Source organism: Bacillus sp. LM 4-2, from assembly GCF_000978495.1.
In the GTDB taxonomy this organism is placed as follows: domain Bacteria; phylum Bacillota; class Bacilli; order Bacillales; family Bacillaceae; genus Bacillus; species Bacillus subtilis.
In genome coordinates this window covers 3,521,092-3,539,015 of sequence record NZ_CP011101.1, presented here as the reverse complement: position 1 = coordinate 3,539,015, position 17,924 = coordinate 3,521,092, and the positions used below count along the sequence as shown (strand labels likewise).

The following is a 17,924-nucleotide window of genomic DNA, read 5'->3' as shown; positions in this document are numbered from 1 at the left end:
AAGTGATTCACCTATAAATGAAGCATGCGCGTGCCGATAAATAAACTAGTTTTATATACTCATAGAATAAGAAAGAGGAGAAGGAATGAAAAAGAGACTAATCGCACCTATGCTTCTATCCGCCGCGTCCCTTGCCTTTTTTGCCATGTCTGGTTCTGCCCAGGCAGCCGCGTATACCGACTACTCACTATATAAAGTAGAGCCGTCGAATACGTTCAGTACAGAAAGCCAAGCCTCACAAGCTGTCGCCAAACTGGAAAAAGATACTGGCTGGGATGCATCCTACCAGGCTTCAGGCACAACAACGACCTACCAAATTTCCGCCTCAGGCTTTCATAGCGAATCAGAAGCGAAAGCAATACTGAGCGGACTCGCCAAACAGACATCGATTACAGGAACGTCAAGTCCTGTTGGAAGCAAACAGCCATATGTCACCATCTCGTCAGGTGCCATCTCCGGAGAAAAACAGGCCAACACTATGCTAGCAAAGCTGAAACAGGAGACGGGAGTGGCTGGCGCTGTAAAAGCTTACGGAGCAGCTCAGCCCTATATGAACGTCATGACATCAGACATTGCTGATGAGACAAAAGTCAAGGCGCTTATCCAGAGCCTGGCTAAGCAAACGGGGATTAAAAGCTCGTATCAGCCCATCACACACACGGTGTCTGTCACAACCATTCAGTCTGGCACAATCGTTGGAGACAGCAGAGCAGCGCAGATCAAAAACGCCTTCCAAAAGGAATCGGGGCTGCAGGCATCATTAAAGGAAACGGTGAAAGGACAAGCCTATTATACGTTCACAACTGCCGCCATTTCAGGTGAAGCGAATGCCAAGACTCTATTGCAGCAGCTGAAACAGAGCACTGGCATCACAGGCAGCTACAAGTCCATCAATCAAAAAACAACCGTTGAGTCATACAATGTCCAATCAGCGTATTTCAAAGGGCTGAGTACAGTAAAGGACGCCATCAGCCAAATCAAGAAAAACACCGGCGTATCCGGCAGTTATCAACAGGTTGGAAAAAGCACATCATATACCGTGAATATGAAGGGTATAACAAAACAGCAGCTCCAAAAAATAGACACTTTCTTTAAAAAGAAAAAATGGCATTACACGTCATCCAGCGTCAAAAAAACGACAACGTCTGCAGCTTATCAAATCACGACGGCAAAGATTTTAGGCGAGCAGCAAGCAAACAAAGCAGCAGCCTTCTTTGCTCAGAAAAAAGTAAAAGCTGCAAAAACAGCAGCTGGATCAACAGCAGAAAATCAATATCAGCTCATCTCAGAAGAAACATCAGATCAAGCAAAAGTCACAAAGGGTTTGAACATATTAAAGAAAAATCAGCTAAGTGCTTCTGCGAAATCCGTCAAAAAACAAATAGCTGACACGTTTAAAATCACAACCGAATCTCTGCTTGATCAAACGAAAGTCAATCAGGCACTCACGTTTTTCAAATCGAATCATATAACAGCAGCAAGCCAGAAAACCGGTCAGACAGCTGCGAGCAGCTATCAAATCACAACTGAAGCTATCATCAGCCAAGAAGAGATTGACCGCACTTTAACATTTTTCAAACAAAATAAAATCCCAGTCACAACATCAAAAACAGGCCAGACTGCATATACACAATACAAAATCGTGACAACACAGCTCAGCAGCAAAACAGCATTGAACAATGGGTTAACCTATCTTAAATCGAAAAGTGTAACCCCGAGCTACACAACGAAAAGCAATACGCTTTATAAAATCATCGTAAATGAGCAGTTCACAGGCAATGATACAGCTGCTGCGGCATCAGCGAAGCTAAAACAATTATACGGATGGACATCATCTATCGTGAAGATCAAAAACGGTCCGCAAATCATGAAAACAAATTACAATCTCTCGCTTCGTGATATGGTCCAAAAACAAATGACAGTAAGTCCGCAAACAGACGGAGCGGCTTACGTATCGCTCACGTACATTAATACAGCAACATCAACCGTTACGGCTGATGTACTAAATATCCGGTCAACGCCGGAAGTCAGTCCGACAAACGTGATCGGCCAATTTAAAAAAGGCGATAAAGTGAAAATCATCGGACAGATAAACGGCTGGGCTAAGATCAATTTGGGCTGGCGAAACGCAAGCAGTGATGAAGTAGTTCAATACGTGGATCCAAATAACTTTACCAGGGACAGCAAATACTACTTCCAATTTCTCAAGCTGTCACAGACAGCGGGCCTCAGCGTTACTGAGGTCAATCAGAAAGTGCTTGCGGGTAAAGGCATCCTGACAGGGAGAGCAAAGGCATTTATCGATGCCGCCAATCAATATAGCATCAACGAACTGTATTTAATCTCACACGCTCTTCTTGAAACAGGAAACGGGACATCCGCCTTAGCAAATGGATTAACCTATAACGGAAAAACCGTATACAACATGTATGGAATTGGAGCATACGACAGCAATCCGAATTACTACGGAGCCAAATATGCGTACGAGCAGGGCTGGTTCACACCAGAAGCGGCCATTATCGGCGGAGCTAAATTCATAGGCTCATCGTATATCCACAACACAGCTTACAATCAAGACACACTGTACAAAATGAGATGGTCAGCTACAGCGACACATCAATACGCAACAGACATCGGCTGGGCGTACAAACAAGTAAACCGCATGTACAGCCTGTATTCATTGCTGGACGGTTATACACTTTATTTTGATGTTCCGGAATATCGATAAAAAACTTAGAAAGTTGCAAATAGGCTGTAGCTATTAAATAGCTACAGCCTATTTGATTATCACACCTCAATCTTGTCCGCAACAATCATAAAAATACTCATTCTTGAAGCATTTGAGATGGCTGCATCATCGGGTCTGATTTTTGTACTCCCTTTCATAAAACCTATTTCAAGCACATTTGATTTTTCTCCGCCGGCAAAATACCAGGATCCCATTCGGATATCCTTTTGTTTTAAGCGGAAATCTCCTTCTATCGATTGATGCAGTAAACTAATATAGCGTTCATTTAATGTGACTTGCAAGTTTCCATCTGCATTGATAGTAATATTTCGGACTAAATTTGATGTGTAAGATGGTAAATAACCTGAAGTCGGAACCATCCATTTTTTGTTTTGAGCATTATACTCTAAAATGAAGGTTTGCATAAATGGTTGAAATCTTTCTGGAGGTGTATCTTGGTGCCCCACGGTTTTTAATAAAGGGGATCGAAGCATAGGTACATGATTCATGAAGTTTTCATAAGAATGGTATGCATAAATTCTGCTTATACGATTTCCTTCTTTTCCACTTGTAATTCCCACCATTAATGATTTTGCCCCAGTTTCAGGATTGGTGTACATACAGATCCCTTCCGGTTCACGGAAGTTATTCTCATATCTGGTGGACAAGTCTTTGCCAACAGTAATTTCTTTTTGCAGCACTATTTTATTATCGGAATCAAATACAGTTATGAGATTCGGATAGCTTTTGCTGTTTGTATCTCCTGTATACCAATATAAATAACCGTCATCTAAAAAGAAACCTTGTAAATAATGAAGTTCGTCAGGAATGTTAATAGTATAAAGAGGATTGTTTTTATTTGCTATTGCATCGTCCAGGTTAAAGATTGTCACCCACTGTTTATTATTATTATTTTTTGTATCGTATTGTCTAATTGCCAACTGTCTATTCTTCATATCAAGAGCAGGTGTAACCCTATGATCGAAAGGCATATTCGAGAATCGCTGAAGTTCTTTAGAATTTTCATCTAAAGTCGCGCCTGCTTTATATGGGAAACAAACTAATTCACTTTTATCTGTTTCGTTTGGTTTATCGTATAGAGACCAAATATAAATGGTGCCATTACGGTTTTCAATTCCAATATTTGTACCATGACCTCCATGTTTCAACAGCATGCTGTCTAATTGTAAACCTTCAAGAGATAGACGAGTTATGCGATAGCTTTGGGTGTTGTCTTTTCCTAATCCACTTGCGACTTGGGTTGTATAAATTTGGTGGTTTTTCTCATCGAAATTGAATGATTGAAGTACGGTTTTGTCTGCTACACGTAGTTCAGTAAATAATTTTGGCGTGATGTTGGTGAAATCAAACAGTTCTTTTTTTCTCATAAATTTACCACCTCTATTATTATTTGCTGCCATAAGCAACTAATTACATTAAAGCAAACATACGTTCGGTATTCAATAGAAAAAAGAACACTTGTTCTGTTTTGAACAAGTGTCATCATTTAGCTTATTAAATTTTCGATGAAATTCAATAAATTTTGGCTTGAATTCCCATCAGAATACTTATTCCATCTATCGGAAAAAACTTTTATTTTGGAATAATTAAATGGGGTTTGAATTTCATTTATTAATGATTCACTGTCATAGCAGGCTCTTCCAGGTATTATGGAAAGATAATTATCAACCAATCCCCGCTTCTGTTGATAAAGTTTTAAATCGTAAGTATAAAAAAGAATGGGTTTATTTAAAATCGAAAATTCAAAGGGAACAGAAGAATAGTCAGTGATTAATATGTCTGCAGCCATGAGTAGATCAAACAAGGCATAGTTAGAAACATCTTTAATATAATCACTGGAATATTTAATATCAATATTGTTCTGAATGGCGGGATGCAGCTTAACAAATAAAACATATTCTTCTTTTAACTGATGAATTAATTGTTCTTCTGTAAAAGGCAATTGAATTGATTGCATATTATAATCTCTAAACGTCGGTGCATAGAGGATTATTTTTTTTCTTTGTATGTTTAGAGTATCTGAAATTTTTTTCTTGTTTTCTCGGTAATAAGGGTCTGTTAAAGGTACACCTATTTTTAATAATTGGTTATCCTTTATTCCAAATGATTTCTTGAAGATATTTGCCATCTCTTCTGAGCCAACAGTTAAATAATCATACGAACTGTATACTTTTTGGAACCTTTTAATATCAGTTTTCGTCCGTTGCATGTTTGTAATGTCTTCCAAACCAAATTTTTTGAGTGAGCCATTTGCGTGCCATACTTGGATACATTTCGTTTGCTTCCGCTTATTTAACACACTTGTTAATAGAAAGTAATTATCTGTTATGATCACTTTACTGTTAAACATTAGGTATACAGCTTTAATGAGATGGATAGGGTTTTTTTCTTGTAATAAATATGCATCTACATTCGGGAAGCTCTCGGCAATAGCAGAGGCCTGCTGGGTATACAGGATGTTAAGTTTATAAGAGTATTGTCCTTGTTCATATTCCTCAAGAATCGCTTTTGCGTTTGCTTCGAATGAGATCAGGAGGGTCACTTTGCTTTCAGGTTTCACCCATTGCAGAAAAAAGGCGATTGCTGATAAAAAATACAAATAGCAATTCGCCAGTAGTGATCTTATTTTCATTTTTATCATCCATTTATTTGAAAGTTTTGTTTTTAAATCTGTTTTGTATGATCTTTTTCAGGCTTTGGATAGAAAGTTTTTTTGTTTTTTTCTTCTTTTAAAACCGTTAAAGCATATTTTGGGATGCTAAGCATTCTTTTCCATCGCCATGGATTCAAGATTAACCGGTAGAACCATTCTAAATTTAAACGTATCATCCAGGAAGGGGCCCGTTTGACATTACCGCTAAATACATCAAAGCTTCCTCCTAGACCTATAGATACGGCTTTAGGGAACAAGTGTCTGTAGTTATGAATGAATTTCTCTTGATGAGGATACCCTAAAGCTACGAATACCATGTCAGGATTTGCTCTTGCAATTTGTTTTGCCACTAGGGTGCGATCTTGAACATAACCGTCTGAATAACCTGCGATTTTAATGTTTGGGTATTCAGAAGAAATTTTGGATACAACACCTTTTATAACATCTTTCTTCGCACCGTACAGAAATATGCGTTTTTTCTTTTTGTTAGCAACGCCCAGAAGTTCTTTAAAAACATCGTAACCTGCGATTCGGGACTGAAGCCTGTTGTTAGTCAAACGTGACATCATGACTACACCGATCCCATCAGGCAAAATGAAGTTTGAAGAAGATAGTACATCAAAGTAGTCCCGATCTTTAATAGCTGCAAATGCAATTTCAGGGTTGACTGTGGAAATGACAGCACCAATCTTTTGATCAATATAATGTTTCTCTAGATAATCGATAAATGATGTTAAGTTACTGTTAACATAAGGAATATTGTGAATAGTCTCTGTTTGCATGTCTGGCTCCTCCTTCCTTTAAGATTCTATTTATATAGTTAAAAACCGAGAGTTTCTAAAAGCAAAATCAAGCTACCTTATATTTTAACATAAATCTTCAACAAAGGATTAACATTATCTTTACATTAAATTTAAATATGTTTCCAATTTTACAATTGAATGAACGAATGAACAACAGACCTTGGTGCCAATGGAGTCTGAGTGTAATTACATATTTTGGAATGTTTTTCTCCTCATGAGTACTTAACCTTTTTTAGGCGGTATGCTATAATTAATGATCAGTGAAGACATACGAGAAATATGTCGATATAAGGAATACAAACAGGTTTTTAGAATTTAATCGCTAACGTCAGTAGTGTTTTTAATAGTGTTTAACATTAGGAAGGAGCGTTTCTTTAAATGAAAAAAGTTATCACATATGGAACTTTTGATTTACTGCATTGGGGTCACATTAAATTGCTTGAGCGTGCAAAGCAGCTTGGTGATTATTTAGTTGTTGCTATTTCAACGGATGAATTCAATTTACAAAAGCAAAAAAAAGCTTATCACAGCTATGAGCACCGTAAATTAATTTTAGAAACCATTCGATATGTGGACGAAGTAATTCCTGAAAAGAATTGGGAGCAAAAAAAGCAAGATATTATTGATCATAATATTGATGTTTTTGTTATGGGGGATGACTGGGAAGGTAAATTTGACTTTCTCAAAGATCAGTGTGAGGTTGTTTACCTCCCAAGAACAGAAGGCATCTCTACAACAAAGATCAAAGAGGAAATTGCTGGTTTATAATTTAGGATCCTGATATCATTGGTTCAATATCTAATTAAAGTACTTCTTATTGAAATAAGAAGTACTTTTTGATGCTTACATTGATTTTTGTGACTAAAGTATCCGGGTAGATATAAATTTCAATGATCATATATTCTAGATGCCGAAAGGGAGTAAAAAATTGTCTTTACATGCGGTGAGTGAATCTAATATAAAACAAATTCCTGACATGGATTATTATTTTATCTCTGGTGGACTGCCAAGTAATTATGGCGGTCTGACGAAATCATTATTATTGCGTTCAAAATTATTTGGAGAAGAGTGTAACCAAAACACCTTTTTCTTAACGTTTCGTTTTGATTTAGAGTTGTCTTCAAAAATTGATGAATTGTACAGCAACGGTAAGATTGATAAAAAATTCACAAGTGTTATTAATCTATTCGATGATTTTTTAAGTGTTAGAACAAATGGGAAAAGATCATACGAAGAAAGGATAGGCCTTGACCAGATAAAAAAGCAAGTTGGAATGGGAAAATTTGCAAAAACTGTGTCGAGATTGTTTGGTAAGAAGAACAATGAAATGTCTGTAATTTACTACGGAGATGGAGAAACTATCCGGTACGTCGACTATTGGAATGATAAAAACCAGCTCATAAAGAGAGAGGAATATACGAAGAACGGAAACTTAGTTCTCGTTACTCATTATGATGTGCAGCTAAACAAGATGTATCTGCAGGAATATATTAATGACCAAAATCAAGTATATTTAGACAAACTCTATGTATGGAACAATGAAGAAAAAGATGTTCAATTATCTCATATTATTTGGTACTCCCTTGAGGGTGAGATAAAAGTAAAAGATGAATCGGAACTGCGTCAATATTGGATAGAATATCTGCAAAAACAAAATGATAAACCTAAGTTGTTTTTAGTGGACAGCAGACCGCAAGACAAACATGTCTTTAAAGTGAAAAAATCACCTTCTTCCTATTATGGAGCAATTATTCATAACAAGCATTACGGCAGCAATAAATATCAAATTAAGGGTCGCTATAAAGAAGTATTTAGTCAGATGTATAATTTGGATGCTGTCTTTTTTATAACTGAGGAGCAGCTAGAAGATTTTAAATTGATTTCAGGGGAACAAGAGACGTTTTTCTTTACTCCGCATACAATTGATAAGCCTCTTGATCCCGCTGTATTGAATGTGCCGAGTGAAAAATACAAAGCTGTCATTATTTCAAGACTTGCATCTATGAAAAATCTGATACATGCAGTAAAAGCATTTAGTTTAGTCGTGAAAGAAATTCCTGAAGCAAAACTTGATATATTCGGATCGGGTGAAGATTTCGAAAAAATAAAAAAAGAAATTGAAGATACCAAACTGCAGAACAATGTCTTTTTGAAAGGCTATACGGATAACCCTGACTCAGAGTTTCAAAAAGCTTGGCTAACCATTTCAACCTCTCATTTTGAAGGGTTCGGTCTATCAAATATGGAGGCACTGAGCAATGGATGTCCAGTTGTAACATACGATTATGATTACGGAGCAAGGAGCTTAGTTACTGACGGAGCAAATGGATATGTCATTGAACAGTATAATATAGAGAAATTGGGTCAAGCTATTATCTCTTTGATGAAAGATGAAAGTACTCATCAAAAATTTTCAGAACAAGCTTTTAAAATGGCTGAAAAATATTCAAGACCCAACTATATTGAAAATTGGGCTTTTGCTCTTAATCAGATGATTGAGGTGCGAATAGAAAGAGAGAAGTTCTCTAAAAAGGTTGGAAAAAAAGATCCTTCTATTAGTTCCTATACTGAGGATTTTGATAAAACTAAAATAGAAATTGACATTGAGAATTTTGATCATAATGATATTAAAAAAATACGTTTAGTGGGCTTGGACAGAAAGAATAAGGCTGAAATTATTTCAACAAACTTACAAAATGATCAACTGTTTGTAATTGATCTCGAAAAAGATGTAAATATTGAAAAGATAGCTGCTAATAAAACCCAAGTTATTGATTTTTATATTGTTTTCAATGCAAATGGCCATATTAAAACAATGCGAAGACTTTCGAGTGAAGAAACAAAATTGTCAGGAAACAGTATAGATACTAATAATGGCTATAGAGTAGAGCCCTATACAACAGTTAAAGGCAATTTCTCTTGGAGGGTCACGGAAATAAAAGAGAGTTAATATTTTGGGTAATGTCCTTAGTAGTTGACACTAATAAAAGGAAGCAAAAAGGAAAGAGCTTTTATACAGAGGAGCAGAAAAAAGTAATGATTGAAAACACTGTGATTAAATGTATTTTGAAAAGCTTGAAAAACAATTTAGGAAGTCTTGAATTGTTAATCTCAATTGATTCAGAACACCAATTTTTAGAGGATTACCAGTTATTTTTAAAGCTGAAAGAGAGACGTTCAGGAACGGAATCTGAATTTCCGCTTCAAAACACTGGCTCATTAGAGTATAAAACTGAGATAAATGCTCATGTTTTGCCTATGCCTGTTGAAATGGGACAAACATATGATTTTTATGTCGAATTTCGAAAAAAATATGAAGATGCGGAGCAGGAACCACTCTTGAAGCGTCTTTCTGCTGAAGTAAATTCAATTGAGCGCGCCTTTCATGTCGATCAAACCACAGAACTTTTGATTTTACCTTATACAACTGATAAAGGCAACTTTTCTATTAAGGTGAAAAGAGAGGCCAAAATCATCAGATTTGATCAAATCGAGATTAGCTCTGAAGAAATAAGCATAACAGGTTATGCGGGATACCTGAGTTCCGAAAATCAATATCGGATAAAAAACTTGAACCTTATTTTAAAAAAGGGTGGAGAAACACCTATTGAGGAAAAATTTCCAATCAAGCTAGATAGAAAAACACATGGCCTTGAAAACATGAGAGCAGATGGTTTTGTTCCGGAACTGTATGATTTTGAAGTGAAAGTGCCTTTGAAAGAAATTCCTTTCTCAAATGAAAAACGTTATGTTTATCGTCTTTTTATGGAGTATATATGCAATGACGATAAAGGAACGGATATTCAGTTCAACAGCACTGCTCTTGTTTTAGGAGATCGAAAAAACAAATTAAAAGGATTAGTAAGTATTATTAAAACAAACAACGCACCAGTTCGTTATGAAGTCTTTAAGAAAAAGAAAAAGCAGACTCTAGGTATCAGAGTAAACGACTATAGCCTGAAAACAAGGATGAAATACTTTATTAAAGGAAAGAAGAAGAGATTAGTATCAAAATTAAAAAAGATCACAAAAATGAGAAACAAGTTAATCACTAAAACATACAAATCTCTATTCATGATGGCTAGCAGAATGCCAGTTAAAAGGAAAACAGTCATTTTTGAAAGTTTTAATGGGAAACAATACAGTTGTAATCCGAGAGCGATTTACGAATATATGCGGGAAAACCACCCTGAGTATAAAATGTATTGGAGTGTAAATAAACAATATTCAGCGCCTTTTGACGAAAAGGGAATTCCTTACATCAATCGCCTCTCATTAAAATGGCTCTTCGCTATGGCAAGAGCTGAGTATTGGGTTGTTAACAGCCGGCTTCCATTATGGATTCCGAAACCTAGTCATACAACATATTTACAAACATGGCATGGCACGCCTTTAAAAAGACTTGCAATGGATATGGAAGAAGTCCATATGCCTGGTACAAACACTAAAAAATATAAAAGGAATTTTATCAAGGAAGCTTCTAATTGGGATTACTTGATTTCCCCAAATGGTTATTCAACTGAGATCTTTACACGGGCGTTCCAGTTTAACAAGACAATGATTGAATCTGGATATCCTAGAAATGATTTTCTTCATAATGATAATAATGAGGAAACAATATCATTGATAAAGAGTAGGTTAAATATTCCTCGTGATAAAAAGGTTATTTTATATGCCCCTACATGGAGAGATGATCAGTTCTATGCAAAAGGGCGTTATAAGTTCGATCTCGATTTAGATTTGCATCAACTTAGACAAGAGCTTGGAAATGAATATATCGTAATCTTAAGAATGCATTATCTGGTAGCTGAGAATTTTGATTTAGGTCCTTTTGAAGGATTTGCATATGATTTTTCTGCTTATGAGGATATTCGAGAATTGTATATGGTTTCTGATTTGCTGATTACTGATTATTCTTCAGTATTCTTTGATTTTGCAAATTTAAAACGGCCAATGCTATTCTTTGTCCCTGACATCGAAACCTACCGGGATAAGTTGCGTGGTTTCTACTTTGATTTTGAAAAAGAAGCTCCTGGTCCTTTGGTAAAAACTACTGAAGAAACGATTGAGGCTATCAAGCAGATCTCATCGCCTGATTATAAGCTTCCGGTTTCTTTTGGTCCTTTCTATGATAAGTTTTGCTATTTAGAGTCAGGACGTTCATCTGAAAAGGTTGTTAATACTGTATTTAAAGCTGAATAATTTAGGTTATTTTATAAAATGTATAGCTGTCGATATTTCGGCAGCTTTTTAGATACTTGTTGAGAAGTGAAAAAAAATGCAGGATCTGTTACAATAATCAGCGGTGCTTTCAAATTTTTAAACAGAAAGATTCCCAAAAACAATTAAGTCTAAGGAAGATAAAAAATGAATGATTTGTTGCGTATACTCAGAGAGCAAATAACGTCATTTCCTTTAATTTTAAGATTGGCGGCTTATGAAACCAAGTCTAAATATCAAATGAATTATTTAGGTGTCTTATGGCAGTTCTTAAATCCGCTTATCCAAATGCTGGCCTACTGGTTCGTATTTGGTATGGGGATTAGAAAGGGCGGTCCTGTGACAACCGGAGCGGGCGAAGTGCCTTTTATTATTTGGATGCTGGCAGGATTAATCCCATGGTTTTTCATCAGTCCAACTATACTTGATGGATCAAATAGTGTATTTAAGCGCATTAATATGGTGGCTAAAATGAACTTCCCGATTAGTTCTCTACCGTCCGTGGCCATTGCATCTAACTTATTTAGTTATATGATCATGATGGTGATTTATATCATTGTACTCCTAGTTAATGGTGTGTTCCCGAGTGTGCATTGGTTACAATATATTTATTACTTCATCTGTATGATTGCTTTTATGTTTTCGTTTAGTTTGTTTAACTCAACGATCAGTGTGCTGATTAGAGATTATCAATTTTTGCTGCAGGCCGTAACAAGACTTTTGTTTTTCTTGTTGCCAATTTTTTGGGATGTTAATGCGAAACTCGGTCAAAGCCACCCCGAATTAGTGCCTGTTCTGAAGTTGAATCCACTATTCTATATTATTGAAGGATTCCGGAACAGCTTCTTAGATGGAGCATGGTTTTTCCATGACATAAAGTACACGCTGTACTTTTGGTTGTTCACATTCCTTTTATTGTTAGTAGGTTCTATCCTGCATATGAAATTCAGAGACAAGTTTGTTGACTTTCTTTAATACGTAAGGAGATTTTACGATGAAACTAAAAGTTTCGTTTCGAAATGTTTCAAAGCAGTATCATTTGTATAAAAAACAATCGGACAAGATTAAAGGATTGTTTTTTCCGGCTAAGGATAATGGTTTTTTTGCTGTGCGGAATGTCTCCTTTGACGTGTATGAAGGGGAGACAATCGGCTTTGTAGGAATAAACGGGTCAGGAAAATCGACCATGTCTAACCTGCTGGCTAAAATTATTCCGCCGACCAGCGGTGAAATTGAAATGAACGGCCAGCCGTCGCTGATTGCGATTTCGGCCGGTTTAAATAACCAATTGACGGGCCGGGACAATGTCCGGCTCAAGTGTTTGATGATGGGGTTAACCAATAAAGAAATTGACGAGATGTATGACAGCATCGTTGAATTTGCTGAGATTGGCGATTTTATTAATCAGCCGGTTAAAAACTATTCCAGCGGGATGAAGTCGCGTCTCGGTTTCGCGATCTCCGTGCATATTGACCCTGACATTTTAATTATTGACGAAGCGCTTTCTGTGGGGGACCAAACGTTTTATCAGAAGTGTGTAGACAGAATAAATGAGTTTAAAAAGCAAGGAAAAACGATTTTCTTTGTCAGCCACTCAATCGGCCAGATTGAAAAGATGTGTGACCGCGTCGCTTGGATGCACTACGGCGAGCTTCGTATGTTTGATGACACAAAAACGGTTGTGAAAGAGTACAAAGCGTTTATTGACTGGTTTAATAAGCTATCGAAAAAAGAAAAAGAGACATATAAAAAGGAGCAAACGGAAGAGCGGAAGAAAGAAGATCCTGAAGCGCTTGACCGTCTCCGAAAAAAAAAGAAAAAGCCAAAATCACTGGCTAATGCTGTTCAAATTGCTATTTTGTCTATTCTGACTGTCTTCATGGCGGGAACGATGTTCTTTAATGCCCCGCTTCGTACAATTGCTTCGTTTGGCGCTATTCCGCAAAATGAAGTGAAGAACCATCATGGCGATGCAAAGGGCAAGTCGGAGGAACGCTTAACCGCAGTCAATAAGCAAGGGTTTATAGCAAATGAAAAAGCGGCTGCTTATAAGGATCAGGGTTTGAAACAGAAGGCTGACGTTACACTGCCATTCGGTACAAAAGTAACGGTAGCTGCAAAAGGCAAACAAGCAGCGAAAATACAGTTTAACGGACAGTCTTATTTTGTGAAAAAGAGTGCTGTTGCAGCTAACATGAAACATGCTGAATTGCGTGCTGCTGCATTTACGTCTTATGTCTCGCAAAACGCAGCATCTTCCTATGAATACTTTCTGAAATTCCTGGGAGACAGCAGAACCAGCATTCAATCCAAATTGAATGGATATACTGAAGGGGATACGGCTGACGGCAGAAAAACGTTAGATTTTGATTATGAAAAAATCAGCTATGTGCTGGAGAATGATAAAGCAACAGAGCTTATTTTTCATAACATTTCTCCTATCAACCCGGCGTCACTATCCTTAAGTGATAGCGATGTATTGTATGACAGCAGCAAGGATCGTTTTCTTGTGAATACAGATGATCAGGTTTTTGCAGTTGATAATGAAGAGCATACACTGACTTTGATGTTGAAATAAAAAAAGGCTATTGGATGAATGTCCAATAGCCTTTTTGTTTAGATTTCTTCTTTGTTTAGTAAACCTTCCATAAATGGCACGAGCTGATCGCGAAGTTCTTTATCCTGCATCGCAAATTCTAGAGTTGTTGTGATAAAGCCGAGCTTTTCACCAACATCATAACGCTTGCCTTCAAAATCGTAAGCAAACACTCTTTGAATTTCATTCAGTTTTTGAATGGCGTCTGTGAGCTGAATTTCTCCGCCAGCGCCAACCTGCTGCTCTTCTAAATACATGAGGATCTCAGGCGTGAATACGTCGGCCTAAGATGGCAAGATTAGAAGGTGCTGTGCCTTTAGGCGGTTTTTCAACGAAGTTTTTCACCTGATAACGGCGGCCTTCACTTGTCAGCGGGGCGATGAAGCCATAACAGTGTGTTTCATCTTCAGGCACTTGCTGAACACCGATAATAGAAGAAAGTGTTCTTTCATATTCATCCGTTAATTGGCGCAACCCTAGTGTGTCAGCCTGAACAATATCGTCTCCAAGCAGAACCGCAAACGGCTCATCGCCGATAAAGTTAGGCGCGAACCAGACAGCATGTCCAAGACCTTTAGGTTCTTTTTGGAGGATATAGTGAATGTCGGCCAGATTAGAAGCTTTTTTCACTTTCTCAAGAAGCTCGGTTTTTTCTTTATCTAATTAATTAATAGGTTTCGTTTGTATCGTATCAACCTTTCTTTCATCTATATGTCTATAAAAACAAGTGTCATTCGTATAGGTTGATTAAAGTCTCTTAGCTTGAAAACATTTTACTCTATCTTACCGCAAAAATCTTTAGGAACTTTTAACATTCGTATTACAATTCCTTCATGTTTTGACGATGTATTAATATGAGAAGGGCGTACAAAATAAATGGTGTTGCAGAAAGAAAACGTTTCACTTAAAAACTCGACAAAAGAATAGATTTTTCCGAAAAAGAAAACTCGTTATAAAGGGTATAGATAAGATATTGGACCTGCAAAAAATATACAACAATACAACGGTGATACAAAAAATGCTGGTGATTAACATTTTTAAAGAGTCTTAACTTTTATAGGAACTTATGCTATTATTGTTCATTATTAATGGTACGTAAAAAATATGTCGAAATGATAAACAACCTGTTAAAGTTTTTGGTTTTTTTCTGGTACTCTCAGTTGGAAGGTGATGTTATCTCATGAAGAAAGTGATAACGTACGGAACATTTGATTTATTTCACTACGGACATATGAAGCTGCTGGAAAGTTTACCTTTCAAGAACAAAAGCCATTTCAACTACCAAATCAAAAAACACATGGCTAGTTTATAGACGCACTAACTAAAAGAGGCTTGAATCATTCAGTTGCTTCTTTTTTTCTTGTTTGCTGAGATAAGTATTTAATTCTTTGATATTTAAAGAGAATAAAATGAAATCAAAGATTTTAATGAAATATAGAAGACTATTGGTCAGTGTATACTCAATTATTTTTAGAATAATTGGGCTTTTGCCCAGAAACGAAAGATTACTCATCTTCGAAAGCTATTCAGGCAAACAATTCAGCTGTAATCCAAGAGCAATTTTCGAGTATCTTGAGGAAAATAAGAATAAATATGAATATGGATATTTTGGAGTGTAGATAAAAGAGACAAAGATTTATTTGATGATTCAGATGAGAATTATTTGAAAAAATCTCTCTCAAATGGCTGTTGTATTTGGCTACATCAAAATATTGGATAACAAACATCCACTTGCCGCTATAGGTTCTAAAACCGAGAAACACTACATATGTGCACACTGGGCACGGAACTCCCCTAAATGCAAATGACATGGATAAAGTACATATGCCCGGCATGAAGACTGAATAATATAAAAGAAACTTTCTTATAGAAGTCAGTAAATGCGGTTATCTCATTTCCCTTAATGCTTACTCTACGAAAATTTTTAAAAATGCGTTTCAGTTTAAAAAGACGTTTATTGAATAGGGCTATCCGAGGAACGATTTTTTATATAAAAAAAATAGCAATGAAGGAATGCTGAAAATAAAAAGAGATAACTCATTTTATGTTAAAGGTAAATATAAATTTAATATGGTGTTGGATTTAGAAAGTCTTAAAGACCAATTAAGTAATGAATATATTGTTATTTTAAGGGTCCACTATCTTGTATCTGAAAATATTAACTTAACTGAATACATGGGTTTTGCTTATGATTTTTCTGATCATAATGATATTAGAGAATTATACTTAATATCAGATATATTAATAACAGACTATTCTTCAGTATTTGCTTATTATGTCGGTTTAAAAAGGCGTTATGTTCCCGATATTAAATTTTATAGAGATAAACTAAGAGATTTTTATTATGATTTTGAAAAGTGTGCTCCGGGACCTCTTTTTAAAACAACATAAAAAGTAAATTGAATCCATACATAAAACAAGAGACTATAAACAGGATGAAAACATTACTTCATTTTATGACCAATTTTGTTAGTTGGAAAAGATGATTCATTCAAAAAAAGTTGTGGAAGACTACTCGGATAAATACTTATTATTTTAAAGGAGCACTTGAGATGTTGTTTTCAATTGTAATGCCTGTTTATAATTCGGGATTATATATAAGAGAGGCCATTGACAGTATTATTGATCAGACAATTAATTTTGAAAAAAACATAGAAATAATATTGATTGAAAATAATAGCATAGATAATTCAAAAAACATATGTGAACAATACGCAACTGCATATCCGAATAATATTAAAATTATTTATCAAGATGAACCGAATGTCAGTATGGCAAGAAATAATGGATTAAAAGTTTGTGATAATAGTAAATATATAGGGTTTATAGATTCTGATGACAAAGTCTCACTAAATGCTATTGCTGAGGTATTAAAGTTTTTTGAAAAGCATACCGATATTAATTTAGCGGTACTGCCGCTATTTTTCTTCGATAATAAAAATGGAGAACACTCACTTAATTATAGATTTAAAAGTGGTGAAAGCATTGTAAACATAACTGATAATTACACTGCTATTCATTATCACATAGGTGGAACATTTTTTCGAAAAAAAGCAATAGAACGTCTTGGTCTTGCTTTTAATGAAAAAATGGATTTTTGGGAAGATGTTTTATTTATTAATACGTTTTTAATTAAAGAACAAAAATATGGCCTTATTCCTGCCGCTAAATATTTCTATAGAAAAAGAAAAAGTGAGGATTCTCTAGTAGACACTTCGTGGTCTAAAAAAAACAGGTATACTTTTTTACTTACAAATGGATATGGTGAAATGGTTAAAAGATCATTAGAAGAGTACAGCGAAGTTATACCTTATGTTCAATGTTTAATTCTTAATCATTTAAAATTATTTATTTTTCAAAAAAACAATAACAAGGTTTATGAAGTGCTAAATAAGATAGAACAGAGTGAGTTTTTTAAGGAATTATTTCACGTTTTGAAATATATAGATGAGAATTTAATTGTAAAACAAAACATGAAAACATATTTAAAAGAGTATCTCATTTCATTTAAACGATGGGGTTATCCTGTCAACAGACTTATTCAATTAGGGAAACTAGAAAATGAAAAAATCGTTATTACTTCATGGAAAGTCAATAAATTTTCAATTGAGCTAATGGTAAGTTTGAGTAATGAAGAGTCTGTGATTAACGATAAAAATAGTGTTTATATCTCTTATGGAAGAAAATTGAGAAAAGCAAAATTAATAAACAAGCAAGAACATAAGAACATAGTTATTTGGGGAACCACAGTTAGGGATAGAAAATATTCTTCATATCAATTAAAACTTCCGATAGGAGTTACTTTTTTTAGGTTTATTGTTGAAAAAGACAACAATTTAATTGATCTTCAAAAAGTTAATGTTTTAACTAGAATATTTCAAAAGTTGATTAGAATCTAATACC

General features: G+C 35.5%; 13 protein-coding genes and 1 pseudogene. 10 read left to right on the top strand and 4 right to left on the bottom strand.

The features are described 5' to 3' along the window. Nucleotides 1-85: 85 nt before the first annotated feature. Nucleotides 86-2,728, top strand: a complete 2,643-nt coding sequence (gene lytD, locus bslm_RS17570) for a beta-N-acetylglucosaminidase LytD (protein WP_046381370.1) — start codon at nucleotides 86-88, stop codon at nucleotides 2,726-2,728. A gap of 59 nt (nucleotides 2,729-2,787) precedes the next feature. Here lytD and bslm_RS17565 read toward each other — a convergent pair whose 3' ends face one another. The 3 genes from bslm_RS17565 to tagA all read right to left on the bottom strand — a co-directional run bounded on the left by bslm_RS17565 (nucleotide 2,788) and on the right by tagA (nucleotide 6,184). Further along, nucleotides 2,788-4,116 carry a phage baseplate protein gene (locus bslm_RS17565; RefSeq protein WP_033884187.1) on the bottom strand — a complete coding sequence of 443 codons (1,329 nt, stop codon included), beginning with the start codon at nucleotides 4,114-4,116 and terminating at the stop codon, nucleotides 2,788-2,790. A gap of 119 nt (nucleotides 4,117-4,235) precedes the next feature. Then, entirely contained in the window at nucleotides 4,236-5,381 is a 1,146-nt protein-coding gene (gene tagB / locus bslm_RS17560; protein WP_009968271.1) for a teichoic acid glycerol-phosphate primase, read from the bottom strand. Nucleotides 5,382-5,413: 32 nt separating this feature from the next. Beyond that, nucleotides 5,414-6,184 (bottom strand): N-acetylglucosaminyldiphosphoundecaprenol N-acetyl-beta-D- mannosaminyltransferase, encoded by a 771-nt coding sequence (gene tagA / locus bslm_RS17555; RefSeq protein WP_003227919.1) that lies wholly within the window; start codon nucleotides 6,182-6,184, stop codon nucleotides 5,414-5,416. A 399-nt stretch (nucleotides 6,185-6,583) separates the two neighbouring features. On the opposite strand from tagA, the gene tagD reads away from it, so the two are divergent. From tagD to tagH, 5 genes are all read left to right on the top strand, one after another. Continuing rightward, nucleotides 6,584-6,973 (top strand): glycerol-3-phosphate cytidylyltransferase, encoded by a 390-nt coding sequence (gene tagD, locus bslm_RS17550; protein ID WP_003227921.1) that lies wholly within the window; start codon nucleotides 6,584-6,586, stop codon nucleotides 6,971-6,973. A 160-nt stretch (nucleotides 6,974-7,133) separates the two neighbouring features. After that, nucleotides 7,134-9,155, top strand: a complete 2,022-nt coding sequence (tagE, locus tag bslm_RS17545) for a poly(glycerol-phosphate) alpha-glucosyltransferase (RefSeq protein WP_046381369.1) — start codon at nucleotides 7,134-7,136, stop codon at nucleotides 9,153-9,155. Nucleotides 9,156-9,166: 11 nt separating this feature from the next. Beyond that, on the top strand, nucleotides 9,167-11,407 hold the full coding sequence (gene tagF / locus bslm_RS17540) for a teichoic acid poly(glycerol phosphate) polymerase (RefSeq protein WP_038429736.1): 2,241 nt from the start codon (nucleotides 9,167-9,169) through the stop codon (nucleotides 11,405-11,407). A 165-nt stretch (nucleotides 11,408-11,572) separates the two neighbouring features. Further along, nucleotides 11,573-12,400 carry a teichoic acids export ABC transporter permease subunit TagG gene (tagG, locus tag bslm_RS17535; RefSeq protein WP_046381368.1) on the top strand — a complete coding sequence of 276 codons (828 nt, stop codon included), beginning with the start codon at nucleotides 11,573-11,575 and terminating at the stop codon, nucleotides 12,398-12,400. A 19-nt stretch (nucleotides 12,401-12,419) separates the two neighbouring features. Continuing rightward, a complete protein-coding gene (gene tagH, locus bslm_RS17530) occupies nucleotides 12,420-14,003 on the top strand; it encodes a teichoic acids export ABC transporter ATP-binding subunit TagH (protein ID WP_046381367.1) in 1,584 nt (527 codons plus the stop codon). 38 nt (nucleotides 14,004-14,041) lie between these two features. Here the strand turns inward: tagH and bslm_RS17525 are convergent. Next, nucleotides 14,042-14,681 (bottom strand): annotated as a pseudogene (locus tag bslm_RS17525) (UTP--glucose-1-phosphate uridylyltransferase); the annotation flags it as partial. Between the two features lie 520 nt (nucleotides 14,682-15,201). Here bslm_RS17525 and bslm_RS21455 point away from each other — a divergent pair. From bslm_RS21455 to bslm_RS17515, 4 genes are all read left to right on the top strand, one after another. Continuing rightward, on the top strand, nucleotides 15,202-15,333 hold the full coding sequence (locus bslm_RS21455) for an adenylyltransferase/cytidyltransferase family protein (protein WP_128484071.1): 132 nt from the start codon (nucleotides 15,202-15,204) through the stop codon (nucleotides 15,331-15,333). Nucleotides 15,334-15,430: 97 nt separating this feature from the next. Continuing rightward, nucleotides 15,431-15,640, top strand: coding sequence for a CDP-glycerol glycerophosphotransferase family protein (locus bslm_RS21735; protein WP_306693820.1), 210 nt, complete (start codon nucleotides 15,431-15,433; stop codon nucleotides 15,638-15,640). A gap of 394 nt (nucleotides 15,641-16,034) precedes the next feature. Further along, nucleotides 16,035-16,412 (top strand): CDP-glycerol glycerophosphotransferase family protein, encoded by a 378-nt coding sequence (locus bslm_RS21730; RefSeq protein WP_225510045.1) that lies wholly within the window; start codon nucleotides 16,035-16,037, stop codon nucleotides 16,410-16,412. Nucleotides 16,413-16,573: 161 nt separating this feature from the next. Next, nucleotides 16,574-17,920: a glycosyltransferase family 2 protein gene (locus bslm_RS17515; protein ID WP_033884186.1), complete on the top strand. Its 1,347-nt coding sequence runs from the start codon at nucleotides 16,574-16,576 to the stop codon at nucleotides 17,918-17,920. Nucleotides 17,921-17,924: the final 4 nt, after the last annotated feature.